21 protein-coding genes are annotated in these 22,400 nt (G+C 61.8%); 17 read left to right on the top strand and 4 right to left on the bottom strand.

The window, feature by feature from the left end; all coding sequences use genetic code 11:
- The first annotated feature begins 128 nt into the window (after window positions 1-128).
- The 15 genes from secY to FJ946_RS23330 all read left to right on the top strand — a co-directional run bounded on the left by secY (window position 129) and on the right by FJ946_RS23330 (window position 14,565).
- Window positions 129-1,469 (top strand): preprotein translocase subunit SecY, encoded by a 1,341-nt coding sequence (gene secY / locus FJ946_RS23400; RefSeq protein ID WP_140501275.1) that lies wholly within the window; start codon window positions 129-131, stop codon window positions 1,467-1,469.
- Window positions 1,466-2,074, top strand: a complete 609-nt coding sequence (locus FJ946_RS23395; protein WP_140501277.1) for an adenylate kinase — start codon at window positions 1,466-1,468, stop codon at window positions 2,072-2,074. Before secY ends, FJ946_RS23395 begins: the two co-directional genes overlap by 4 nt.
- Window positions 2,075-2,282: 208 nt before the next feature.
- Complete coding sequence (gene rpsM / locus FJ946_RS23390) at window positions 2,283-2,651, top strand: 30S ribosomal protein S13 (protein WP_006205445.1); 369 nt, start codon at window positions 2,283-2,285, stop codon at window positions 2,649-2,651.
- A gap of 164 nt (window positions 2,652-2,815) precedes the next feature.
- Entirely contained in the window at window positions 2,816-3,205 is a 390-nt protein-coding gene (gene rpsK, locus FJ946_RS23385; protein ID WP_006205444.1) for a 30S ribosomal protein S11, read from the top strand.
- Window positions 3,206-3,306: 101 nt separating this feature from the next.
- Window positions 3,307-4,317, top strand: coding sequence for a DNA-directed RNA polymerase subunit alpha (locus tag FJ946_RS23380; RefSeq protein ID WP_023682599.1), 1,011 nt, complete (start codon window positions 3,307-3,309; stop codon window positions 4,315-4,317).
- Window positions 4,318-4,360: 43 nt separating this feature from the next.
- Window positions 4,361-4,792 (top strand): 50S ribosomal protein L17, encoded by a 432-nt coding sequence (gene rplQ, locus FJ946_RS23375; RefSeq protein ID WP_140564596.1) that lies wholly within the window; start codon window positions 4,361-4,363, stop codon window positions 4,790-4,792.
- A gap of 162 nt (window positions 4,793-4,954) precedes the next feature.
- A complete protein-coding gene (locus FJ946_RS23370) occupies window positions 4,955-6,445 on the top strand; it encodes a DegQ family serine endoprotease (RefSeq protein WP_140501281.1) in 1,491 nt (496 codons plus the stop codon).
- 45 nt (window positions 6,446-6,490) lie between these two features.
- Entirely contained in the window at window positions 6,491-7,798 is a 1,308-nt protein-coding gene (locus tag FJ946_RS23365) for a replication-associated recombination protein A (RefSeq protein WP_140557280.1), read from the top strand.
- Between the two features lie 134 nt (window positions 7,799-7,932).
- Window positions 7,933-8,328, top strand: a complete 396-nt coding sequence (locus FJ946_RS23360; RefSeq protein WP_246673007.1) for a DUF930 domain-containing protein — start codon at window positions 7,933-7,935, stop codon at window positions 8,326-8,328.
- Between the two features lie 142 nt (window positions 8,329-8,470).
- Window positions 8,471-9,301, top strand: coding sequence for an aspartyl/asparaginyl beta-hydroxylase domain-containing protein (locus FJ946_RS23355; RefSeq protein ID WP_140501286.1), 831 nt, complete (start codon window positions 8,471-8,473; stop codon window positions 9,299-9,301).
- A 67-nt stretch (window positions 9,302-9,368) separates the two neighbouring features.
- A complete protein-coding gene (crcB, locus tag FJ946_RS23350; RefSeq protein ID WP_140501288.1) occupies window positions 9,369-9,743 on the top strand; it encodes a fluoride efflux transporter CrcB in 375 nt (124 codons plus the stop codon).
- Window positions 9,744-9,803: 60 nt separating this feature from the next.
- On the top strand, window positions 9,804-10,784 hold the full coding sequence (locus tag FJ946_RS23345) for an RluA family pseudouridine synthase (protein ID WP_140564595.1): 981 nt from the start codon (window positions 9,804-9,806) through the stop codon (window positions 10,782-10,784).
- A gap of 2 nt (window positions 10,785-10,786) precedes the next feature.
- The gene (locus tag FJ946_RS23340; RefSeq protein ID WP_140564593.1) at window positions 10,787-11,710 is read left to right on the top strand and encodes a DMT family transporter; all 924 of its coding nucleotides are present in this window, start codon (window positions 10,787-10,789) and stop codon (window positions 11,708-11,710) included.
- Window position 11,711: 1 nt separating this feature from the next.
- A complete protein-coding gene (locus tag FJ946_RS23335) occupies window positions 11,712-12,503 on the top strand; it encodes an ATP12 family chaperone protein (protein ID WP_140564591.1) in 792 nt (263 codons plus the stop codon).
- Window positions 12,504-12,675: 172 nt separating this feature from the next.
- Window positions 12,676-14,565: an MFS transporter gene (locus tag FJ946_RS23330; protein WP_140525514.1), complete on the top strand. Its 1,890-nt coding sequence runs from the start codon at window positions 12,676-12,678 to the stop codon at window positions 14,563-14,565.
- Window positions 14,566-14,642: 77 nt separating this feature from the next.
- On the opposite strand, the gene FJ946_RS23325 is transcribed toward FJ946_RS23330, so the two are convergent.
- Window positions 14,643-14,837, bottom strand: coding sequence for a DUF2735 domain-containing protein (locus FJ946_RS23325; RefSeq protein WP_140501298.1), 195 nt, complete (start codon window positions 14,835-14,837; stop codon window positions 14,643-14,645).
- A gap of 311 nt (window positions 14,838-15,148) precedes the next feature.
- On the opposite strand from FJ946_RS23325, the gene FJ946_RS23320 reads away from it, so the two are divergent.
- A complete protein-coding gene (locus FJ946_RS23320) occupies window positions 15,149-16,189 on the top strand; it encodes a glutamine synthetase beta-grasp domain-containing protein (protein WP_140564590.1) in 1,041 nt (346 codons plus the stop codon).
- A gap of 851 nt (window positions 16,190-17,040) precedes the next feature.
- On the opposite strand, the gene glnA is transcribed toward FJ946_RS23320, so the two are convergent.
- Together glnA and FJ946_RS23310 are read right to left on the bottom strand one after the other, a co-directional pair.
- The gene (glnA, locus tag FJ946_RS23315; protein WP_140515442.1) at window positions 17,041-18,450 is read right to left on the bottom strand and encodes a type I glutamate--ammonia ligase; all 1,410 of its coding nucleotides are present in this window, start codon (window positions 18,448-18,450) and stop codon (window positions 17,041-17,043) included.
- Window positions 18,451-18,509: 59 nt separating this feature from the next.
- Window positions 18,510-18,848 carry a P-II family nitrogen regulator gene (locus FJ946_RS23310; protein WP_006205430.1) on the bottom strand — a complete coding sequence of 113 codons (339 nt, stop codon included), beginning with the start codon at window positions 18,846-18,848 and terminating at the stop codon, window positions 18,510-18,512.
- Window positions 18,849-19,179: 331 nt separating this feature from the next.
- Here FJ946_RS23310 and FJ946_RS23305 point away from each other — a divergent pair, with 331 nt between their 5' ends.
- A complete protein-coding gene (locus FJ946_RS23305; RefSeq protein ID WP_140564588.1) occupies window positions 19,180-20,709 on the top strand; it encodes an NAD(P)H-hydrate dehydratase in 1,530 nt (509 codons plus the stop codon).
- A gap of 18 nt (window positions 20,710-20,727) precedes the next feature.
- On the opposite strand, the gene FJ946_RS23300 is transcribed toward FJ946_RS23305, so the two are convergent.
- A complete protein-coding gene (locus tag FJ946_RS23300; RefSeq protein ID WP_140515440.1) occupies window positions 20,728-22,260 on the bottom strand; it encodes an acyl-CoA carboxylase subunit beta in 1,533 nt (510 codons plus the stop codon).
- Window positions 22,261-22,400: the final 140 nt, after the last annotated feature.

The following is a 22,400-nucleotide window of genomic DNA, read 5'->3' as shown; positions in this document are numbered from 1 at the left end:
GTTCAATATGGCGGCCGCGTCAACGCGGCCGCTTGCATGTTTACAGTCCGGAGCTTATCTCGTGAGCTTCGGTGACACGCGCCGCCTGACCTTAGGGCCATCAAGCGTGACCAAGCGGAGAATCGGGCATGGCTTCGGCTGCTGAACAACTAGCCTCGAATCTGAATTTCTCAGCCTTCGCCAAAGCGGAGGACCTGAAGAAACGAATCTGGTTCACCGTCGGCGCGCTGCTCGTCTACCGCCTCGGCACCTACATCCCGCTTCCCGGCATCAATCCCGATGCCTTCGCGCAGGCCTTCTCTTCGCAGAGCAAGGGCGTGCTGGGCATGTTCAACATGTTCGCCGGCGGCGCCGTGCAACGCATGGCGATCTTCGCGCTCGGCATCATGCCTTACATTTCCGCTTCCATCATCATGCAGCTGATGACCTCGGTCATCCCGTCGCTGGAAGCGCTGAAGAAGGAAGGCGAGCAGGGCCGCAAGGTCATCAACCAGTACACGCGCTACGGCACGGTGCTCCTGGCGCTGGTGCAGGCCTATGGTATTTCGGTCGGGCTTGAAGGCGGCAACGGCATCGTCAGCGATCCCGGCATGTTCTTCCGCATCTCGACCGTCGTCACGCTGGTCGGCGGCACCATGTTCCTGATGTGGCTCGGCGAGCAGATCACCGCGCGCGGCATCGGCAACGGCATTTCGCTGATCATCTTCTCCGGCATCGTCGCCGGCCTGCCGCATGCCATTTCCGGCACGCTGGAACTCGGCCGCACCGGAGCGCTGTCGACCGGCCTGATCCTGGCGATCATCGTGCTGGCCATCGTCGTCATCGCGCTCATCGTCTTCTTCGAGCGCGCCCAGCGGCGTCTGCTGATCCAGTATCCGAAGCGTCAGGTCGGCAATCGCATGTTCCAGGGCGACACTTCTCACCTGCCGCTCAAGCTCAACACGTCGGGCGTCATCCCGCCGATCTTCGCCTCGTCGCTGCTCTTGCTGCCGGCCACCGTCGCCGGCTTCTCGCAGACCACGAACATGCCGGCCTGGGCCAGCACCATCCTGGCCTCGCTCGGCCATGGCCAGCCGCTCTATATGTTGTTCTACGCGGCGATGATCGTGTTCTTCGCCTTCTTCTACACCGCGATCGTCTTTAACCCGAAGGACACCGCCGACCAGCTCAAGAAGCACTCCGGCTTCATCCCCGGCTATCGTCCGGGCGAGCGCACCGCCGACTATATCGACTACGTTCTTACCCGCATCACTGTCGTCGGTGCCATCTATCTGGTGCTGGTCTGTCTGCTGCCGGAGTTCCTGATCTCGGCGACTGGCGTACCATTCTACCTTGGTGGCACATCGCTTCTGATCGTGGTCAGTGTCACGCTCGACACGGTTGCGCAGATTCAGGGCCACCTGATCGCGCACCAGTATGAAGGCCTGATCAAGAAGTCGAAGCTGCGCGGGGGGAAGAAAGCCAGATGAGGTTGATTTTGCTTGGGCCGCCAGGAGCGGGCAAGGGGACACAAGCACAAAGACTGGTAGAGAGACACGGCATCCCCCAGCTTTCCACGGGGGACATGCTGCGCGCCGCGGTCCAGGCCGGTACCGAAGTCGGCAAGCGCGCCAAGGCGGTCATGGATGCCGGCGAGTTGGTCTCGGATGCCATCGTCAACGCCATCGTGGCCGAGCGCATTGACCAGCCCGATTGCGCCAATGGTTTCATCCTCGACGGCTACCCGCGTACGCTGGTGCAGGCTGATGCGGTTGAATCGATGCTTGACGAACGTGGCATCGCGCTCGACACCGTCATCGAGCTTGTCGTCGATGACAAGGCGCTGGTCGGCCGCATCGTCAAGCGCGCCGATGAGGCCAAGGCAGCCGGTCAGCCGGTGCGCAAGGACGACAATCCGGCGGTGTTCGAGGAGCGCCTGCGGGAATATTACAAGAAGACCGCTCCGCTGATCGGCTATTATTATGCCAAGCGCCGGCTGAAGAGCGTGGACGGCATGGCTGGTATCGATGCCGTGACGTCGGAGATCGAAGCCGTGCTCGCGGCGACGGTGAAAGAGGCCGCCTCGGCCAAATAGCGATTGTGCTTGACTGAAGCGGTCCGCTGGGGTATGGCGGCCCGTCTTCCTGTCAGGCATGGAGTTTGCTTGCCCGCAAGGGCGGGGCAGCCGTTTTTGACCAGGAAACTCCCGCAAGGGCCGGCCTCCACCGGACGCGGGGCAACGCAGACAGCGCCGGGCCTACCTTGTTTTGAAGGTGGCCGGCCCATATGGAGATGAGAAGAACATGGCTCGTATAGCCGGCGTCAACATTCCGACCAACAAGCGCGTTGTCATCGCGCTTCAGTACATTCACGGCATCGGCAAGAAGTTCGCCCAGGAAATCGTCGACAAGGTCGGCATCCCGGCCGAGCGCCGCGTCAACCAGCTGACCGACGCGGAAGTGCTGCAGATCCGCGAGACGATCGACCGCGACTATCAGGTCGAGGGCGACCTGCGCCGCGAAGTGTCGATGAACATCAAGCGGCTCATGGACCTCGGCTGCTACCGCGGCCTGCGTCACCGTCGCTCGCTGCCGGTTCGCGGCCAGCGGACGCACACCAATGCACGCACCCGCAAGGGCCCGGCCAAGTCGATCGCCGGCAAGAAGAAGTAATTTAGGGCAGTAAGGGAGTAAGGGAGTAGGGGAGTAAGGCAGTAGGGAATGCCCGGCAATCGGGTCGCACTTTCCCTACTCCCTTACTGCCCTATTCCCCACTCCCTTACCAAGGTGGAGCCGCTGGCATTACGGCGGTGTAGAGATCAACTGAAAGGAATACCATGGCCAAGGAAGCCGCTCGTGTTCGCCGTCGCGAACGCAAGAACATCTCGTCGGGCGTTGCCCACGTCAATTCGACCTTCAACAACACCATGATCACCATCACTGACGCACAGGGCAATTCGATCGCCTGGTCGTCGGCCGGCGCCCAGGGCTTCAAGGGTTCGCGCAAGTCGACCCCCTTCGCCGCCCAGATGGCTGCCGAGGATGTTGCCAAGAAGGCCCAGGAACACGGCATGCGCATGCTCGAGGTCGAGGTCTGCGGACCCGGCTCCGGCCGTGAATCGGCGCTGCGCGCCCTGCAGGCGGCTGGCTTCACCATCACCTCGATCCGTGATGTGACCCCGATCCCGCACAATGGCTGCCGTCCGCGCAAGAAGCGTCGCGTCTAGGGAATTACCGAACGCCGCGTGAACGCCAGAAGCGTTCCTCCGCGGTTTTCCAGGTCGCCCGCCACGATTGGATGGTGGCGGGTCAACGGAAGGAAAGCATCATGATCCAGAAAAATTGGCAGGAACTGATCAAGCCGAACAAGATCGAGTTCTCGTCGAAGAAGAAGACGCTGACCACGCTGGTGGCCGAGCCGCTCGAACGCGGCTTCGGCCTCACGCTCGGCAACGCGTTGCGTCGCGTGCTTCTGTCCTCGCTGCGCGGCGCGGCAGTCACCGCCGTACAGATCGACGGCGTCCTGCATGAATTCTCGTCCATCGCCGGCGTGCGCGAGGACGTGACCGACATCGTCCTCAACATCAAGGAAATCGCCATCCGCATGGAAGGCGACGGCCCCAAGCGCATGGTTGTGCGCAAGCAGGGCCCGGGTGCGGTTCTCGCCGGCGACATCCAGACGGTGGGCGACGTCGAGATCCTCAATCCGGATCACGTCATCTGCACGCTGGACGAGGGCGCTGAAATCCGTATGGAATTCACTGTCGATACCGGCAAGGGTTACGTGCCGGCCGACCGCAACCGCGCCGAGGATGCGCCGATCGGCCTGATCCCGGTCGACAGCCTCTATTCGCCGGTCAAGAAGGTCTCCTACAAGGTCGAGAACACCCGTGAGGGCCAGGTTCTCGACTACGACAAGCTGACCATGACCATCGAGACCGACGGTTCGATCTCGGGCGAGGACGCGGTGGCTTTCGCCGCCCGCATCCTGCAGGACCAGCTTGGCCTGTTCGTCAATTTCGACGAGCCGCAGAAGGAAGTCGCCACCGAAGCCGTCACCGAGCTTGCCTTCAACCCGGCGCTGCTCAAGAAGGTCGACGAACTCGAGCTTTCGGTGCGTTCGGCCAACTGCCTGAAGAACGACAACATCGTCTACATCGGCGATCTCATCCAGAAGACCGAAGCCGAGATGCTGCGTACCCCGAACTTCGGCCGCAAGTCGCTGAACGAGATCAAGGAAGTCCTGGCGGCGATGGGCCTGCACCTCGGTATGGAAGTGCCGGACTGGCCGCCGGAAAACATCGAAGACCTCGCCAAGCGTTACGAAGATCAATATTGAGGCTCCGAGGAGCTTCTCGAACCTGGAATGAAGGAGAAGAGCCATGCGCCATGGATTTAAAGGCCGCCGGTTCGCCCGCAGCATAAGCCATCGCAAGTCGATGTTTGCCAACCTTGCCGTGTCGCTGCTCGAACACGAGCAGATCGTCACCACCTTGCCCAAGGCGAAGGACCTGCGTCCGATCGTCGAGAAGCTGGTGACGCTCGGCAAGCGCGGCGACCTGCACGCCCGCCGCCAGGTGATCGCGCAGATCGGCAATGAAGGCGTCGTCAAGCGCCTGTTCGACACCATCGCGCCGCGCTACGCCACCCGCAACGGCGGCTATCTGCGCATCATGAAGGCGGGCTTCCGCCACGGTGACAATGCCGCGATGGCGGTCATCGAATTCGTAGACCGCGACACGGAGGCCAAGGGCGCCGGCGACCGCGCCCGCCTCGAAGCCGAAGGCACCGATGCGGAAGCCGCAGTCGCTTAAGGCTTCGCTTTTCAAATGATTTAAAGGGGCCTGCGGGCCCCTTTTTCATATTCTGGCTGCCTCGGCTGCTCCTGCGTCAAAATAATTCGATTTAATCGCCTTAGCCTTTCATTTTGCACATTCGTCGGGACAATGCGCCCCAACTCGCACGGAGGATTCGCAATGCGCGCTAAAAGACTGTCCCTGGTTCTGCTCTGCGCCTTTATGGCGTTCGCAACCACGCCGACAGTCCGGCAGGCATTGGCCGAGGATGCCCCCAAAGCCGATCCGGGCCTCTCCGACGTGCTCACCGACCTGCTGCACGGCGTCGAGGGCGAAAACGCCACCTCGGGCCCCGACAAGCGCGTGCCGTTCGGCCGTGAGGAGGTGCAGTTGTCGTTCGCGCCATTGGTCAAGCAGACGGCGCCAGCCGTGGTCAATGTCTATGCCTCGCAAACGGCCAAGGTCGTTTCGCCCTTCGAAGGCGATCCGTTCTTCGAAGAATTCTTCGGTCGCGCGCAGCCGCGCGCGCAGTCCTCCCTGGGCTCGGGCGTGCTTGTCGATCCGAGCGGCGTCATCGTCACCAATTTCCACGTCATCAAGAATGCCGACGAGGTGAAGGTCGCGACCGCCGACGGGCGCGAATTCACCAGCAAGGTGATGCTCAAGGACGAGACGCTCGATCTTGCCGTGCTCAAGATCGAATCCGACAAGCCATTCCCGGTCATCGCCATCGGCGATTCCGATGCGCTCGAAGTCGGTGACCTTGTGCTGGCCATCGGCAATCCTTTCGGTGTCGGGCAGACCACCACGAGCGGCATCGTTTCCGCACTTGCCCGCAGCCATATAGGCGTTTCGGATTCGGGTTATTTCATCCAGACGGACGCTGCCATCAATCCCGGCAATTCCGGCGGCGCGCTGATCAACATGGGCGGCCAGCTGGTCGGCATCAACACCGCCATCTTCAGCCGCAGCGGCGGCTCGATCGGCATCGGCTTTGCCATTCCTGCCAACATGGTGCGCGCTTTCGCCGATGCCGCCAAGGCCGGTCTCGATTTCTTCGAGCGGCCTTACATCGGGGCCGAGTTCGAAGCGGTGACGCCGCAGATCGCTGAATCGCTCGGCATGGAAAAGCCTGCCGGCGCGCTGGTCTCGTCCGTTGACGCGTCCGGACCGGCCGGCAAGGCCGGATTGAAGCCTGGCGATGTCGTCCTGCAGATCAACGGCAGGCCGGTCGAGAGCATCGAGGCACTGGACTATCGCATGGCGACGCTGTCGATCGGTACAAAGGCCAATTTCGCGGTGCTGACCAAAGGCCAGCAGGCGGCGATGGACATCGCGCTGGAACGCGCGCCCGAGGGTGCAAAACCCTCGGAGGTGACGCTGCATGGCCGCAGCCCCTTCTCGGGCGCCAAGGTTGCGGAATTATCGCCGCGGCTGGCTCAGAAGCTCGGCCTGCGCACCGACATCAAGGGCGTCACCGTGGTCGACATCAATCGCGATTCGCCGGCCGCCGATTTCGGCTTCCAGCCGGGCGACATCGTGCGCGAGGTCAACGGCACGACAATCGATACGGCGGCGACGCTGGCGCAGGCTTCCCAGCAGGATACGCGCTGGTGGCGCTTTACCGTCGAGCGCGGCGGGCAGATACTGCGCCAGGTGTTGCGTTACTGAGCTCGATCGCTGAAGAGATCGCGCTCCAAACCCAAAAAGAAGTGCATGGCCGATCTGTTCAGTGTCGATGAACCGGAAAAGGCGCCGCCAGGCCGGCCGCTGGCAGACAGGCTGCGCCCGAAAAACCTTGGCGAGGTCGTCGGCCAGGAGCATCTGACCGGCCCCGATGGTGCGCTGACCCGGCTGATTAATTCCGGTTCGCTCGGCTCCATGATTTTCTGGGGGCCGCCCGGCACCGGCAAGACCACGGTGGCGCGCCTGCTTGCCGGTGAAACCAGCCTTGCCTTCGAGCAGATTTCGGCGGTTTTCTCCGGCGTAGCCGACCTGAAGAAAGTGTTCGAGGCGGCCAAGCTGCGCCGCGCCAATGGCCGCCAGACCCTGCTGTTCGTCGACGAGATCCACCGCTTCAACCGCGCCCAGCAGGACGGCTTCCTTCCAGTCATGGAAGACGGCACCGTCGTGCTCGTCGGCGCTACCACCGAAAATCCGTCCTTCGAGCTCAATGCAGCTCTGCTGTCGCGTGCGCGCGTGCTGGTTTTCCATTCGCTTGGCGAGGAAAGCATCGCAAAGCTTCTGGCCAGGGCCGAAGAGACGGAGGGCAGGGCGCTGCCGCTCGATGATGAGGCGCGAGCGATGCTCATCCGCATGAGCGACGGCGATGGCCGGGCCTCGCTGACGCTGGCGGAAGAAGTGTGGCGCGCCGCCAAACCAGGCGAAGTGTTCGGCCCCGAAGGCTTGCAGCGCATCATCCAGCGTCGGGCGCCGATCTACGACAAGGGCCAGGACGGTCACTACAATTTGATCTCGGCGCTGCACAAATCCGTGCGCGGCTCCGATCCCGATGCCGCGCTCTACTACCTCGCGCGCATGTTCGACGCCGGCGAGGATCCGCTCTATCTCGGCCGCCGGCTGGTGCGCATGGCGATGGAGGACATCGGGCTGGCCGATCCGCAGGCGCTGGTCGTCGCCAACGCGGCCAAGGACGCCTACGATTATCTGGGTTCGCCCGAGGGCGAACTCGCCTTCGCCGAGGCCACCGTCTATCTCGCCACGGCGCCCAAATCCAACGCGGTCTACACCGCCTTCAAAGCGGCCACGCGCGCTGCCAAGGAGCACGGTTCGCTGCTGCCGCCCAAGCACATCCTCAACGCGCCGACAAAGTTGATGAAGGACGAAGATTACGGGGCCGGCTACCGCTATGATCATGACGAACCGGACGCGTTTTCCGGCCAGGACTATTTTCCGGAAAAGATGGGCCGCCAGACCTTCTACGACCCACCCGAACGCGGTTTCGAGCGCGATATCAGGAAACGGCTCGACTACTGGGCAAAGCTGCGCAAAGAGCGGGAATAGCAGGCTTGCGGCGGCCGGTGGCGGTTGCGGTACGAAACGAGGCGCGTGAGCCAGAGGTGCCGGCCACGCAGGCGCCTGAACCGCCGCCGCCCGCTCCCGCTGCCGTTCAGCCTCGACCTCCCGCTGCACCGGCCATGATCCGCCCGACGCAGATGCTGTCGGCCAGGGCGCTCGCTGATCCGCGCAGCCGGCAGGCGCGCGCCGATCTCAAAACCTTCGCCTCGGATGAGCGCATGGTGCAGTTGTGCAATCTCGAGGCCATGGATCAGATCCGCCAATGGCGCGCGGATTTCCAGCCGGACCGGGTGGTGCCTTATGCGACGGCACAGGAAAAGGTCACCGGGACGACAATCGCCGCAAACGGTGCGGCTTTCCGCAGTCGCGGAAAATGGTATGGTCTGAAATTCAGATGCCAACTGGCTGGGGGCGGCGAAAGCGTCGTCGGCTTTCAATTGGCGATCCCGTGCCCAGGGAAAAATGGGATGAGCTTGGCTTGCCGGCGGTGCATTGACCCCAACCGGCAAACTTGACAAGGCAGTCAGCCGGCCACGATGCCGTGGCCGTTGTGCGGCAACCCAAAAGACCTTATCAAGGCGCACGGCCGGGCGGTGGTCGTTGTCGTGATTTTGGCACTATTCATTCGCAACAGGATCGCGCTCGGCGCGTGGAAAAATGACAAAAACCCTTCGCAAGACCCTTCGCAAATTCGCCATTGCCATCCCGCTCCTTGCCCTTGGCTTCTATTTCATTCCGATCCTCACGACGATTTTCGTGGTTTGCGGCCTGATCGACGTGCTGCGCAACGACCGCAAGAATCTGTCCCTGTTCAGCGGCTATTTCCTGGGCAATGGCCTCTTCACCTGGCTGCTTTCGCCATTCAACCTGCTGGTCGACCTCCTGTGCTACAGAAATCCGGGCGTGTGGAAGCTGGAGCAGTTCCCTCAGGATTATCAGCGCGAAGTCAACGAGGTCTTGGATGTCTTCAAGGCGCGCAAGGCCGAAATCATCGCCGACATCGACGCCAATTTCGGCGCCGGCCGGCGCGGCATGTATGTCTACCAATGGTATGGCAAGCACAGGATAGACAACGTCGCCGAGTTCAACAAGGATTTCAAATACATCAAGACGATTGCCGTCTCGGTCTTCAGCAAGCGCGAATCGACCTCCTGGCACTTCGGACCGTTGCGGCTCAGCCTCCGCATCCTCTACAACCTCATTCCGATGAAGTCAGAGATCTTCGTCGAGTGCGGCAACGTCAAGAACTACTGGTACGACAATCCGCTGTTCATTTTCGACGACACGCTGCTGCATCGCTCGGTCAACGAGTATGACGGTCGTCGCTACTGCGTATTCATGGACATTATCAGGCCGTCCCCGGTCCCCAGGCTCATCGCCGGCCTTCTCGCCATCGTCTCGGTGAGCGTCGAGAGGATCAATTCGATGTTCTACAAGAACTGGAAGATGATCGGCTCGACCAAGCCGAAAAAAGCAGAAACCACCTGAGCTGGCAAGTTTTCGAACGTAGCCGGCGCGCCGGATAGGTATGAATAGTCGGGGACAGTATACGGCGATGTTCAATCTGCTTCTCGTGGCCGCCGGCGGCGGCATTGGCGCCGGCGTTCGCCATCTGACCAATATGGGCTCGCTGCGCCTTGTCGGTCCCAACTATCCCTGGGGCACGATGGCGATCAACATCGTCGGTTCGTTCGCGATGGGCCTGTTCATCGCCGCCCTGGCGCGCCGCGGCGGGTCTAACGAACTCAGGCTGTTTGTTGCCACCGGCATCTTAGGCGGCTTCACGACCTTTTCCGCCTTTTCGCTCGATTTCGCGACCTTGTGGGAGCGGGGAGCCACCTTGCCGGCGTTTGGATATGCGCTGGCCAGCGTGATTGGCGCCATCACTGCCCTGTTTTTGGGTCTTTGGCTCGCAAGAAGCCTGCCTTAATGCTATTGCCGCGCCGAGAGCAGGCCTGGGCCTGCCAGGAAACGGGTAAGCGAAAACAATATGGCAGGCGTTGAACAGATCACGGTGGAGGCCGGCGAGGCGGGCATGCGGCTCGACCGCTGGTTCAAGACCCATTTCCCGGGCCTTGGCTTTGGTCATCTGCAGAAGCTGCTTCGGTCCGGGCAGATCCGCGTCGACGGCGGCCGCGTCAAGGCCGACACCCGTGTCGAGCCTGGCCAGACGGTGCGCATTCCACCGCTGGAAGTGGACAAGAAGGGCGAAAGCCCGCTGACCGGCCATTCGATCCGCAACCAGGGCGACGCCGACGTCCTGGCAAAAATGCTGATCCATGAGGATCCGAAGGTCTTCGTCTTCAACAAGCCGGCTGGTCTTGCCGTGCAGGGCGGCTCGGGCGTCACCCGTAACGTCGACGACATGTTGGAAACCTGGCGCAACCAGAAGGGCGAGAAACCGCGGCTGGTGCACCGGCTCGATCGCGACACGTCTGGCGTGCTGGTCGTCGCCCGCACCCGGCTGGCGGCGATGAAGCTCTCCGAGGCGTTTCGCGCCCGCGAAACCAAGAAGACCTATTGGGCCCTGGTCAAGGGCGTGCCGCCCAAGCGCGAGGATAAGATATCGACCTGGCTGATCAAGGAAGCCACGCCGGATGGCGATCGGGTGCGCATTGCCAAGCACGGCGAAAAGGGCGCCGACCATGCCGTATCCTACTATCGCATCATCGAGCAGGCGGCGCAGGCGCTGACCTGGCTGGAGATGGAGCCCTATACCGGCCGCACCCATCAGTTGCGCGTTCATGCCGCCCATATCGGTTGTCCCATCATCGGCGATCCCAAATATTTCGAGGCCGACACCAACTGGGATTTTCCGGGGGGGATGCAGAATCGCCTGCATCTGCACGCGCGCCGCATCGTCATCCCGCATCCGGACCAAGGTTTCATCGACGTCACCGCGCCTATGCCGCCGCATATGCGCCAGAGCTGGAACCTGATCGGCTTCGACGACGCCAGTGCGGAGGATTGACCATGAGCGGCGCTGCCGATGCGCTCGACCGTCGCGATACGGTTGACATGGCGGCCGCCGCCATAATGGTCGGCCTGACGTTCTCCTGGGGCCTGAATTACGTCGCTGCCAAGATCTCCTATGCCGGCTATGATCCGGTTTTCCTGTCGATCGCGCGCTCGGTTATCGGCGGGCTCTGCGTCTTCCTCTGGTGCCGCTGGCGCGGCATTGCGCTTTTCAACGGGGACGGGACATTGCTCGCGGGCATTGCAGTCGGCGTGCTCTTCGGCATCGAGTTCCTCTGCCTTTATGTCGGGCTGGAGCACACCACGGTCGCCCGCAACACGCTGCTGGTCAACACCATGCCGTTCTGGATGCTGCTGGGAGGGCATTTCCTGCTCGGCGAGCCGATCAGCCTGCGTAAATCCCTTGGCCTTCTGCTTGCCTTTGCCGGCCTCGCCGCGGTCTTTTCCGACAAGCTCGGCGGCGGCGGGGACATGCTGTTCGGCGATCTGCTGAGCCTTGGCTCCGGATTCGTCTGGGCCTTGACCAATATCCTCATCAAGCGCTCGAAGCTGGTCGAGACGAGCGCCGAAAAGCTGCTGCTCTATCAACTCTCCGGCGCTGCGATGGTCGGCGTCCTGGTGTTGCCTCTGGCCGGCCCCTCCGTGCGCGATCCCACGCTGTTGCCGACTTTGGCCCTGCTTTTCCAGGCACTCTATATCGTCGCCTTCACCTATGTGTTGTGGTTCTGGCTGCTGCGGCGCTATCCCGCCTCCAGCCTGTCGAGTTTCACGTTCCTGTCGCCGGTCTTCGGCGTGCTGTGCGGCGCCCTGTTCTTGAACGAGCCGCTGACCATACGCATTTTTCTGGCACTTGGTCTCATTGCCGCCGGTCTGGTCATCGTCAACAGGCCGCCGCGCCAGCAGACGGCCGAAGGAGGCTGACATGCGCGATATCCTCAGCGATCTCGAGGCGGGGAAACTGCTCTCCGACCCCGATCCGGTGCGCCGCGCCCAAATCCAGATGAAGAAGCCGCTGCCGAAGCGTTTTTACAAGACCGTTTCGGTCGCGCGCGTCGATGCTGGCTTTGCCGTCCATCTCGACGGCAAGCCGGTGCGCACGCCGGGCAAGGCGCTGCTGACGCTGCCGACCGAGAAGGCGGCATCGCTGGTCGCCGATGAATTCGCCGCCCAGGGCGAGACCATCGATCCGGTGTCGATGCCGGTGATGCGTCTCGTCAACACCGCGCTCGACGGCGTCGCCAGCGATCCGCAGGCGGTGGTGGAGGACATACTGCGCTTTGCCTCGTCGGATCTGCTCTGTTATCGCGCCGACGCACCACAAGGCTTGGTCGAGCGGCAGAACGAGCTGTGGGATCCTGTCCTCGACTGGGCGCAGGCAGCACTCGGCGCTCGCTTCAACCTTGCCGAGGGCATCATCCACGTCGAGCAACCGCGCGAAACTATTGCTGTGCTGGGTGTGCATCTTGCCCAGCGCACCGAGCCGCTGCGCCTGGCAGCGATCCACGTCATGACCTCGCTGACCGGTTCGGCGCTGCTGGCGTTGGCCGTGGAGTTCGGCGAACTCGGCGGTGAGGCGGCCTGGACTGCCGGCCATGTCGACGAGGATTGGCAGATCGAGCATTGGGGACAGGATGCGGAAGCTGTCGCGCGCCGCTCCGCCCGCAAGCGCGACATGATGGCTGCCGTCGGTCTGATCGAGGCGCTCGAAGGCTGACCGGCCACCGCACCGCACCTAATACCAAAGTCATAATCCCAAAGTCATCTGCCGTTGGCAGGCGCTTTCTGTCATTTTTCCCGTGATTGCTGCCGCGAGTCTGCGTTCGGAAGAGAATGCGAACGCAAGGGCGCTGCATCGAGCACAAGGGTCTCACGGGAGGAGCATCTCAATGGCTATCGCATCGACCGCCAGCGGAAAGAGCCGCGGCATGACGCGAGAGGAGAAGAAGGTCATCTTCGCTTCTTCGCTCGGCACCGTTTTCGAGTGGTACGATTTTTATCTCTACGGGTCGCTGGCGGCTTTTATTGGTTCGACCTTTTTCAGCCCGACCATTCCGGAAGCGACGCGCAATATTTTCGCGCTGCTGGCTTTCGCCGCCGGCTTCCTCGTCCGTCCGTTCGGCGCTTTGCTGTTCGGCCGCATCGGCGACCTTGTCGGCCGCAAATATACCTTCCTCGTCACCATGACGATCATGGGCCTGTCGACCTTCCTGGTGGGCTTGCTGCCTGGTTATGCGAGCCTCGGCATCGCGGCTCCGGTGATCCTGATCATCCTGCGCATGCTCCAGGGCTTGGCACTGGGCGGCGAATATGGCGGCGCGGCCACCTATGTCGCCGAGCATGCGCCGGACGACCGGCGCGGCTACTATACGTCGTGGATCCAGACGACCGCCACACTCGGCCTGTTCCTGTCGCTGATCGTCATCCTGATCGTCCAGGGCTCCATGAGCAAGGAAACCTATGCCGCCTGGGGCTGGCGCGTTCCTTTCATCGTGTCGTTCCTGTTGCTCGGCATTTCCATCTGGATCCGGCTGTCGCTTTCCGAATCCCCCACCTTCCAGCGCATGAAGGAAGAGGGCAAGGGTTCCAAGGCACCGCTCTCGGAAGCCTTCGGCCAGTGGAAGAACGCCAAGATCGCGCTGCTGGCACTGCTCGGCCTTACGGCTGGCCAGGCCGTGGTCTGGTATAACGGCCAGTTCTACGCCCTGTTCTTCCTCCAGAACGTGTTGAAGCTGGACGCACAGTCGGTCAACATCATGATCGCCATCGCGCTTGCGCTGGGCTCCATCTTCTTCGTCGTGTTCGGCTGGCTCTCCGACAAGATCGGCCGCAAACCGATCATCATGGCCGGGCTCGCACTGGCGATCGTCTGCACCTTCCCGCTGTTCAAGGCATTGACCTGGGCCGCCAATCCGGCCCTTGCCGAGGCACAGCAGAGCACCCGCGCGACGGTGACCGCGGCACCCGGCGACTGCAGGTTCCAGTTCAATCCGGTGGGCACCGCCAAGTTCACGACGTCTTGCGACATCGCGACCTCGTTCCTGACCAAGAACTCGGTGCCCTATGACGTCGTTTCCACGGCGGCACCCGGTACGGCTGCTTCGGTCAAGATCGGCAATGAAACGGTGGCATCCTACGATGCTGTCGCCGCGGGCGACCAGGCCAAGGCCAAGGAGGCCGCCTTCGTCAAGGCCGTCAACATGTCGCTGCAGGACGGCGGATATCCGCTGAAGCGTGCTGCGATCAAGATACCGGACCAGAAGCTCGACGCGTTTGTCGCTGCCAATCCCGAACTGAAGCTCGACGCCGCCGCCATCCGCGCCGGCGAGAAGGCGACGGTTCCTACCGATCAGGCTATCAAGGACAAGCTTTTGACCGCCGACGAGGCTGCCGGTGCGCCTGAGGTCACCGTCTACAACATACCCGGCGGCGGTGCCTTCGCCATGTTCGCCGACCCTGCGGCCGTGAACTGGCCTATGACGATCGCCATCCTGTTCGTCCTCGTCCTGTTCGTGACCATGGTCTACGGTCCGATCGCGGCCATCCTGGTCGAGATGTTCCCGACCCGCATCCGCTACACCGGCATGTCGCTGCCCTACCATATCGGCAATGGCTGGTTCGGCGGGTTGCTGCCGGCGACGGTGTTCGCGCTCAGTGCCTACAGGGGCGACATCTATTATGGCCTCTGGTATCCCGTGATAATCGCGGCGATGTCGCTCGTCATCGGCATGATCTTCGTCAAGGATACGCTGGGCACGAACCTGGAGACCAAGCAGTAACGGGTCGGATCCACATGCATGAGAAAACCCGGCGCGAGCGATCGCGCCGGGTTTTCATATCGAGGCTGAAGATGCGTTCAGCTCTTCGGCTGCTGGTTTTCTTCCTCGACAGCGGCCTCGTGATACCAGCCATCGAAATCGGCATGCGTGTTACGCAGCGAGGCAAGCTCTGCCGCGAACTTGGCCTTCGCGCCTAAATTTGAGGCAGATACGCGGCCTGCAAGCGGGAACATCAGGATCTTTGCCGACGGACGGGCGAGGGTGACTTCCATTGGCGGTCTCCTTTCTTCTCCGAGGGTCAGTTGATTCAGCTTTTCCTCAAAATAGGTTCTGCGATTCATTTAGGCAATATGCTTATGAAAAGATCAGTTATTGCCTATTATTTGCGCAATCTCTGCGTCTGATCGATCCCGGCGCATTGCTGGGGCGGTGCAGTGAATTCACGGGAATCTTACGACCATTTTGTCGCACCGGTCGATGCCAGAGTGGCATATGAATTGCTTTTTACCACTCGGCAGGTCGGCTTGCTCCGGCCATGCGTCGACACCGCGTGCGGTGGTCAAGCACAACGAGAGGCTCTAGAATGACCAAATACAAGCTCGAGTATATCTGGCTCGACGGATACACCCCGGCCCCCAATCTTCGCGGCAAGACCCAGATCAAGGATTATGCCGAGTTCCCGAAGCTCGACCAGCTGCCGCTGTGGGGCTTCGACGGCTCGTCCACCATGCAGGCCGAGGGCCGAAGCTCCGATTGCGTGTTGAAGCCGGTCGCGCTTTATCCCGATCCGGCCCGCACCAACGGCGTTCTCGTCATGTGCGAAGTCATGATGCCCGATGGCGTCACGCCGCACGTGTCCAACAGCCGCGCGACCATTCTCGACGACGAGGATGCCTGGTTCGGTTTCGAGCAGGAGTACTTCTTCTACAAGGATGGCCGTCCGCTCGGTTTCCCCGAGAGCGGTTATCCCGCCCCGCAGGGCCCGTACTACACCGGCGTCGGCTATTCGAACGTCGGCAGCATCGCGCGCCAGATCGTCGAAGAGCATCTCGACCTCTGCCTTGCCGCGGGTATCAACCATGAAGGCATCAACGCCGAAGTGGCCAAAGGCCAGTGGGAATTCCAGATTTTCGGCAAGGGCTCCAAGAAGGCCGCCGATCAGATGTGGATGGCCCGCTACCTGCTCCAGCGCCTCACCGAAAAGTACGGCATAGATATCGAGTTCCACTGCAAGCCGCTCGGCGACACCGATTGGAACGGCTCGGGCATGCATTGCAACTTCTCGACCAAATATATGCGCGAAGTCGGCGGCAAGGGTTATTTCGAGGCCCTGATGGCGCAGTTCGAAAAGAACCTGATGGACCATATCGCCGTGTACGGCCCGGACAACGACAAGCGTCTGACCGGCAAGCACGAGACGGCCCCCTGGAACAAGTTCAGCTATGGTATCGCAGACCGCGGCGCCTCGATCCGCGTGCCGCATTCCTTCGTCAAGAATGACTACAAGGGTTATCTGGAAGACCGCCGCCCGAACTCGCAGGGCGACCCCTACCAGATCGCTTCCCAGGTCCTGAAGACGATCTCGCAGGTTTCGACAGGCGTATCGGTTTCGGCCGCTGCTTGATATTTCACGTCGGGCCTCAAGATCCCCGACAACCATGACGCGAGCCCCGGCGGGAGTTGCCGGGGCTTTTTCGTGTGACGATGGCGGGCACTATCGCATGCCGCTGTTTCCGTTCGCCGCTCCTCGTCTTCCTGGCTCCTGGCCTGGCAAAGCAAATTCCCCCAAAAAAAGTCAGGTTAAAAAGGGCGGCTCAAACCCATCCCGACAAGGCGGCTTTGGGCTGACGAAAGCATACCTTGGCGCCGGGCCGCAGGCTTCGAAATCCTCGAAAAAGCCCGGAAATCCGGCCATTCCGGCAAGAATGCCTGTCGACCGATCCTTTCATAAGCCCCTGTTCATACACCAAAATCGACCGTCTCGACGCCCGGCAGGCGACATTGACAGGCTGCGGCCCAACATGCGTATTCGCAGGCATTGGGGGATACGCCAAGCGGTGCTGTTCGAACGGGGCGGGGTTTCTTGAACGACAGCATTGGCGGGGGCGCCGGACGAGCGGGCATTGCAGCCTGAGGCAGTGTGCCGCTCGCTCCTGGCTTATCCCTTTACTTGCAAAAAGCGCATGCCGGATCGCGTGGCAGCCCAGCTTGGCTGGCTCAAGCCGGTCTGTGCCTCAGCGCAATCGACACGTGTGACGTGACCAGCCGACGGAACCTCAGCAGCCGGTGCGCCTTTCCAGTCGCTGGATCGGGCAGCATCCGATCGAACGCGTCAGTGTCCGCGGATTTGGCTGAACGGAAGCCTCGATATGAGCAAACAAAGAGGCCGGAAGAGGTTCATCTTCCGGCCTCGCATTTGCAGGCTGAATTGAAGCCGCTGGATCCGGGTTATGCCGGGTCCAGGGAGATCAAAAATCAGACCGAATAGTACATGTCGTATTCGACGGGATGCGGTGTCATTTCGAAGCGCATCACCTCGGCCATCTTCAACTCGATGTAGCTGTCGATCTGGTCGTCGTCGAAGACGCCGCCGGCCTTCAGGAAGCCGCGGTCCTTGTCGAGGCTCTGGAGCGCCTCACGCAGCGAGCCGCAGACGGTCGGGATCTTCTTCAGCTCCTTCGGCGGCAAATCGTAGAGATCCTTGTCCATCGGCTGGCCGGGATGAATCTTGTTCTTGATCCCGTCGAGGCCGGCCATCAGCATGGCGGCAAAGGCGAGATAGGGGTTCGCGCCCGGATCGGGGAAGCGGACCTCGACGCGCTTCGACTTTGGCGACGAGCCGAACGGGATGCGGCAGGATGCCGAGCGGTTGCGCGCCGAATAGGCGAGCAGCACCGGCGCCTCGTAGCCCGGCACCAGGCGCTTGTAGGAATTGGTCAGCGGGTTGGTGAAGGCGTTGATGGCCTTGGCGTGCTTGATGATGCCTCCGATATAGAACAGGCAGCTTTCCGAGAGGCCGGCATACTCGTTGCCGGCGAAGGTCGGCTTGCCTCCTTTCCAGATCGACTGGTGGACATGCATGCCCGAGCCGTTGTCGCCGAAGATCGGCTTCGGCATGAAGGTAGCGGTCTTGCCATAGGCATTGGCGACCTGATGCACGACATATTTGTAGATCAGCATCTTGTCGGCGTTGCGGACCAGCGTGTCGAACTTGATGCCGAGTTCGTGCTGGGCCGCAGCCACCTCGTGGTGATGCTTCTCGACTCGCACGCCCATCTCGGCGAGCACGGTCAGCATCTCGGAGCGCATGTCCTGCGCCGAATCGATCGGCGGCACCGGGAAATAACCCCCTTTGATGCGCGGACGGTGGCCGAGATTGCCGGTTTCGTAGTCGGTGTCGTCATTGGACGGCAGTTCGGTGGAATCGAGCCTGAAGCCGGTGTTATAGGGATCGGCTTTGTACTTGACGTCGTCGAAGACGAAGAACTCGGCTTCCGGGCCGACATAGATGGTGTCGCCGATCCCTTCCGACTTCATGTAGGCCTCCGCCTTCTTGGCAGTGCCGCGCGGGTCGCGGTTGTAGGATTCGCCCGAAACCGGATCGAGGATGTCGCATAGGATGACCATGGTCGACTGCGCGAAAAACGGATCCATGTGGACCGTTTCAGGATCGGGCATCAGCACCATGTCGGACTCGTTGATCGCCTTCCAGCCGGCGATCGAAGAACCATCGAACATCACGCCATCGGCGAACATGTCTTCCTCGACCTCGATGACATCCATCGTCACGTGCTGCAGCTTGCCCTTCGGGTCGGTGAAGCGCAGGTCAACGAACTTCACATCGTTGTCCTTGATCTGCTTCATGATGTCTTTGGCTGTCGTCATGTCATGTATCCCTGTGGTGACGTTTTTTAATAATGACGTTTCGGAAGATGGGCGAGGTGTCAGACCGCATCCATGCCGGTTTCGCCGGTGCGGATGCGCACAACTTCCTCGATGTTCGAGACGAAGATCTTGCCGTCGCCGATGCGCCCAGTCTGGGCCGCCTTGCGGATGGCTTCGATGGCGCCTTCGACCGCATCGTCGCCGAGCACGACCTCGATCTTCACCTTGGGCAGGAAGTCGACGACATATTCGGCGCCGCGATAAAGCTCGGTGTGGCCCTTCTGGCGTCCAAAACCCTTGGCCTCGGTCACGGTGATGCCTTGCAGTCCGGCCTCCTGAAGCGCTTCCTTCACTTCGTCCAGCTTGAATGGCTTGATGATCGCTTCGATCTTTTTCATGTAAAAAGTGGCCTCCACTGCCAAAAAAACGGGTTGTGAGCCCCGCTTGCGCCTCCATCAAGCACGAATTGTGCCAATTGGCGGGATTTCAAGCGGTGTCATTCGATTCCAGAACATGCCGCACGAAGATGCAAATTCGCATCGTTCACTGCATCCAGCGCGCGACGGATGCTGCAGCCTACGCGGCGTCGGTGTTTATGTCTGCCCGATATTTAGGCGTATTGCTTATTTGGTGGGCATTGCTCAGCTTGGCTGGGACCGCGCCAACTCCTCTGCGTTTGCGTCGAGCCGAAAACTGGACAATGCTTTATCGAATGCGGATCGGCAATCCATGAGCAACGAACTTCTTTCTCCCGAGGAGATGAGCGAGGCGGATCGGTTGACGATTGCCGCCGGCGCAATCGACGGCATCGGCCTGATGCGCCGTGCAGGCGAAGCCGTCGCGGCCGAAATTTTCAGGCGCGATCCGGCAGCGAAGCGGGTCCATGTGCTTTGCGGTCCCGGCAACAATGGCGGCGATGGCTATGTCGTGGCCCGCTGCCTGGCAACCGCTGGCGTCGACACGGTGGTCTGGGCGACGGGCACGCCGAAGCCGGGCAGCGATGCCGCGCTTGCCGCCGGCGAATGCCCGGTCAAACCTCGGCCGCTGGCGAATTTCGCGGCCGAAGCCGGCGCTGTCGTCGTCGACGCTCTTTACGGAGCAGGGCTGTCCAAACCGCTGTCCGGTGAAGCGGCGAGAACGGTTGGCGTGGTGACAAGCCTGGCCTTGCCGGTCGTCGCGGTCGATCTGCCATCAGGCGTTTCCGGGGACAGCGGCCAAGTGCTCGGCCATGCTTTTCGGGCTGGGGTCACCGTCACCTTCGCCCGCAAAAAACCTGGTCATCTTTTGCTGCCCGGGCGCGAGCTGTGCGGGGAGATCGTGCTCGCCGATATCGGTATCGCCGATGGTCTCATTGCCCGGATTCGGCCCCAGGCGTTCGAGAACTCGCCGGCGCTTTGGCTCAGCGCCTTTCCGATTCCGGGCGTCGATACGCACAAGTACAAGCGCGGCCATGTCGGCGTCTTTTCCGGCGGCCCGAGCGCCACTGGCGCGGCGCGGCTTGCGGCGCTTGCCGCGGCGCGAAGCGGGGCAGGGGCGGTCACCGTCCTGTCCCCGGCGAAAGCCATGCAGGTCAATGCCGCGCATCTGACCTCGATCATGCTGCGCAAAGCAAATGACAGCGCCGACATCGACGCCTTCATCGGCGAACGCCGGCCCTCCGCTTTTGTACTGGGCCCTGGCTTCGGTGTCGGTGAAAGAACGCGGAATTTTGCTCTCACGCTGCTTGCCGCTGGCCAGCAGCGGAACGTTTCCGCCTCGGTCGATGGTCTGGTGTTCGACGCCGACGCGATCACCTCGTTTCGCGAGAAGCCGGATGTCCTGTTCGAAGCCTCGCGCCAGCCGAGCGCGCCGTCGCTGGTGATGACGCCGCATAAAGGCGAGTTCGCCAGGCTGTTTGCTGACATCGCGGGTGGCGCCGTTTCGTCCAAGTTGGGCAGGGCTCGTATGGCCGCCACCCGTGCCAATGCCGTGATCGTCTATAAGGGCGCCGACACCGTAATCGCTGCTCCCGATGGCAAGGCCGCGATAAACTCCAATGGCGCGCCGTGGTTGGCAACCGCCGGTTCGGGCGACGTGCTCTCGGGGCTCGTGGCCGGCTTCCTGGCGCAAGGCATGCCGGCCTTCGAGGCGGCGTGCGCGGCGGTATGGATCCATGCCGAGGCCGGCAGCCGGTTCGGGCCGGGGCTGATCGCCGAGGATTTCCCGCTGGCGCTGGTGCCTGTGCTGCGTGAACTGGTGGCGGCTCGCGGCGCGCGCTGACTTGCCGCGACATTCAGCTTACAGCGGAATGTTGTCGTGCTTTTTCCAGGGGTTCTGCATGTCCTTGTTGCGCAGCATTCGCAGCGCGCGGGCGATGCGGCGGCGGGTCGAATGCGGCATGATCACCTCGTCGACATAGCCGCGCTCGGCGGCGACGAAGGGCGACAGGAAGCGGTCTTCGTAAGCCTTTGTATGAGCTGCGATCTTTTCGGCGTCTCCGATGTCCTTGCGATAGATGATCTCGACCGCGCCCCTGGCGCCCATCACGGCGATCTGCGCCGTCGGCCAGGCATAGTTCATATCGCCACGCAGGTGTTTCGAAGCCATCACGTCATAGGCGCCGCCATAGGCCTTCCTGGTGATGACGGTGATCTTCGGCACGGTCGCCTCGGCATAGGCGAAGAGCAGTTTGGCGCCGTGCTTGATCAGCCCGCCATATTCCTGCGCCGTGCCCGGCAGGAAGCCCGGAACGTCGACGAAGGTGACGATCGGGATCGAAAAACAGTCGCAGAAGCGCACGAAGCGCGCCGCCTTGCGGCTGGCGTCAGAATCGAGCACGCCGGCCAGCACCATGGGCTGGTTGGCGACGAAGCCGACCGTGCGGCCTTCAATACGTCCGAAGCCGGTGACGATGTTCTTGGCGAAACTTTGCTGGATCTCGAAGAAATCACCCTCGTCGGCGACTTTCAGGATCAGCTCCTTGATATCGTAAGGCTTGTTCGCGTTGTCGGGGATCAGCCGGTCGAGCGACAGATCGTGATCGGTGACCGACTGGTAGCATTCGATCTCGGGAATCTCCGATGTGTTCGAGGCCGGCAGCAAATCGACCAGCCGGCGCATCTGCAGCAGTGCTTCGACGTCGTTGTCATAGGCGCCGTCGGCGATCGAGGATTTCGTCGTGTGAACGGAAGCGCCGCCGAGGCTCTCGGCGGTCACCGTCTCGTTGGTGACGGTCTTCACCACGTCCGGTCCAGTAACGAACATGTAGGAGGTGTCGCGCACCATGAAGATGAAGTCGGTCATGGCCGGCGAATAGACGTCGCCGCCAGCGCAAGGCCCCATGATCACGGAAATCTGCGGAATGACGCCCGACGCCAGCACATTGCGCTGAAAGATCTCGGCGTAGCCGCCGAGTGCAGCCACGCCTTCCTGGATGCGGGCACCGCCGGCATCGTAGAGGCCGATGATCGGCGCGCGGTTGCGCAGCGCCATCTCCTGCACCTTGATGACCTTTTCGGCATGCGCTTCCGACAGCGAGCCGCCGAACACGGTAAAATCCTTGGCGAAAAGGTAGACGGGACGGCCGTTGACGGTGCCCCAGCCGGTGACAACGCCATCGCCGGCGATCTTGGTCTTTTCCATGCCGAAGTCGGTCGAACGGTGCTCGACATACATGTCGAACTCCTCGAACGAACCCTCGTCGAGAAACACCTCGATGCGTTCGCGGGCGGTGAGCTTGCCCTTCTTGTGCTGCGCGTCGATGCGAGCCTGACCGCCGCCCATGCGGGCGATCTCGCGACGACGCTCGAGTTCCTTCAGCACGTCCTTCATTCTCGATCTCCTGCGCGGGCTGCTTTGTGGTAATGATGCCCGCAGGTGAGCGCAAGCGTCGCTTTTTCGAGGCGTTTTGTTGCGCTGCAACATGATGCCCTTGCATTTCAGAGCGAACTCAGCCATATGCACGGCATAGG

This window comes from Mesorhizobium sp. B2-4-7 (genome assembly GCF_006442685.1).
Classification (GTDB): domain Bacteria; phylum Pseudomonadota; class Alphaproteobacteria; order Rhizobiales; family Rhizobiaceae; genus Mesorhizobium.
Note: the sequence above shows the minus strand (reverse complement) of the source record. Positions and strands in the feature narration are given on the sequence as shown.

Bases quoted from the DNA above. Each gene is read 5' to 3' on its own strand.
- rpsK (WP_006205444.1), top strand. From the start codon at position 2,816: ATGGCCAAGGAAGCCGCTCGTGTTCGCCGTCGCGAACGCAAGAACATC.
- FJ946_RS23380 (WP_023682599.1), top strand. From the start codon at position 3,307: ATGATCCAGAAAAATTGGCAGGAACTGATCAAGCCGAACAAGATCGAG.
- FJ946_RS23370 (WP_140501281.1), top strand. From the start codon at position 4,955: ATGCGCGCTAAAAGACTGTCCCTGGTTCTGCTCTGCGCCTTTATGGCG.
- secY (WP_140501275.1), top strand. From the start codon at position 129: ATGGCTTCGGCTGCTGAACAACTAGCCTCGAATCTGAATTTCTCAGCC.
- FJ946_RS23320 (WP_140564590.1), top strand. From the start codon at position 15,149: ATGACCAAATACAAGCTCGAGTATATCTGGCTCGACGGATACACCCCG.
- FJ946_RS23300 (WP_140515440.1), bottom strand. From the start codon at position 22,260: ATGAAGGACGTGCTGAAGGAACTCGAGCGTCGTCGCGAGATCGCCCGC.
- FJ946_RS23345 (WP_140564595.1), top strand. From the start codon at position 9,804: ATGGCAGGCGTTGAACAGATCACGGTGGAGGCCGGCGAGGCGGGCATG.
- rpsM (WP_006205445.1), top strand. From the start codon at position 2,283: ATGGCTCGTATAGCCGGCGTCAACATTCCGACCAACAAGCGCGTTGTC.
- rplQ (WP_140564596.1), top strand. From the start codon at position 4,361: ATGCGCCATGGATTTAAAGGCCGCCGGTTCGCCCGCAGCATAAGCCAT.
- FJ946_RS23340 (WP_140564593.1), top strand. From the start codon at position 10,787: ATGAGCGGCGCTGCCGATGCGCTCGACCGTCGCGATACGGTTGACATG.
- glnA (WP_140515442.1), bottom strand. From the start codon at position 18,450: ATGACGACAGCCAAAGACATCATGAAGCAGATCAAGGACAACGATGTG.
- FJ946_RS23305 (WP_140564588.1), top strand. From the start codon at position 19,180: ATGAGCAACGAACTTCTTTCTCCCGAGGAGATGAGCGAGGCGGATCGG.
- FJ946_RS23330 (WP_140525514.1), top strand. From the start codon at position 12,676: ATGGCTATCGCATCGACCGCCAGCGGAAAGAGCCGCGGCATGACGCGA.
- FJ946_RS23360 (WP_246673007.1), top strand. From the start codon at position 7,933: ATGATCCGCCCGACGCAGATGCTGTCGGCCAGGGCGCTCGCTGATCCG.
- crcB (WP_140501288.1), top strand. From the start codon at position 9,369: ATGTTCAATCTGCTTCTCGTGGCCGCCGGCGGCGGCATTGGCGCCGGC.
- FJ946_RS23395 (WP_140501277.1), top strand. From the start codon at position 1,466: ATGAGGTTGATTTTGCTTGGGCCGCCAGGAGCGGGCAAGGGGACACAA.
- FJ946_RS23310 (WP_006205430.1), bottom strand. From the start codon at position 18,848: ATGAAAAAGATCGAAGCGATCATCAAGCCATTCAAGCTGGACGAAGTG.
- FJ946_RS23325 (WP_140501298.1), bottom strand. From the start codon at position 14,837: ATGGAAGTCACCCTCGCCCGTCCGTCGGCAAAGATCCTGATGTTCCCG.
- FJ946_RS23355 (WP_140501286.1), top strand. From the start codon at position 8,471: ATGACAAAAACCCTTCGCAAGACCCTTCGCAAATTCGCCATTGCCATC.
- FJ946_RS23365 (WP_140557280.1), top strand. From the start codon at position 6,491: ATGGCCGATCTGTTCAGTGTCGATGAACCGGAAAAGGCGCCGCCAGGC.
- FJ946_RS23335 (WP_140564591.1), top strand. From the start codon at position 11,712: ATGCGCGATATCCTCAGCGATCTCGAGGCGGGGAAACTGCTCTCCGAC.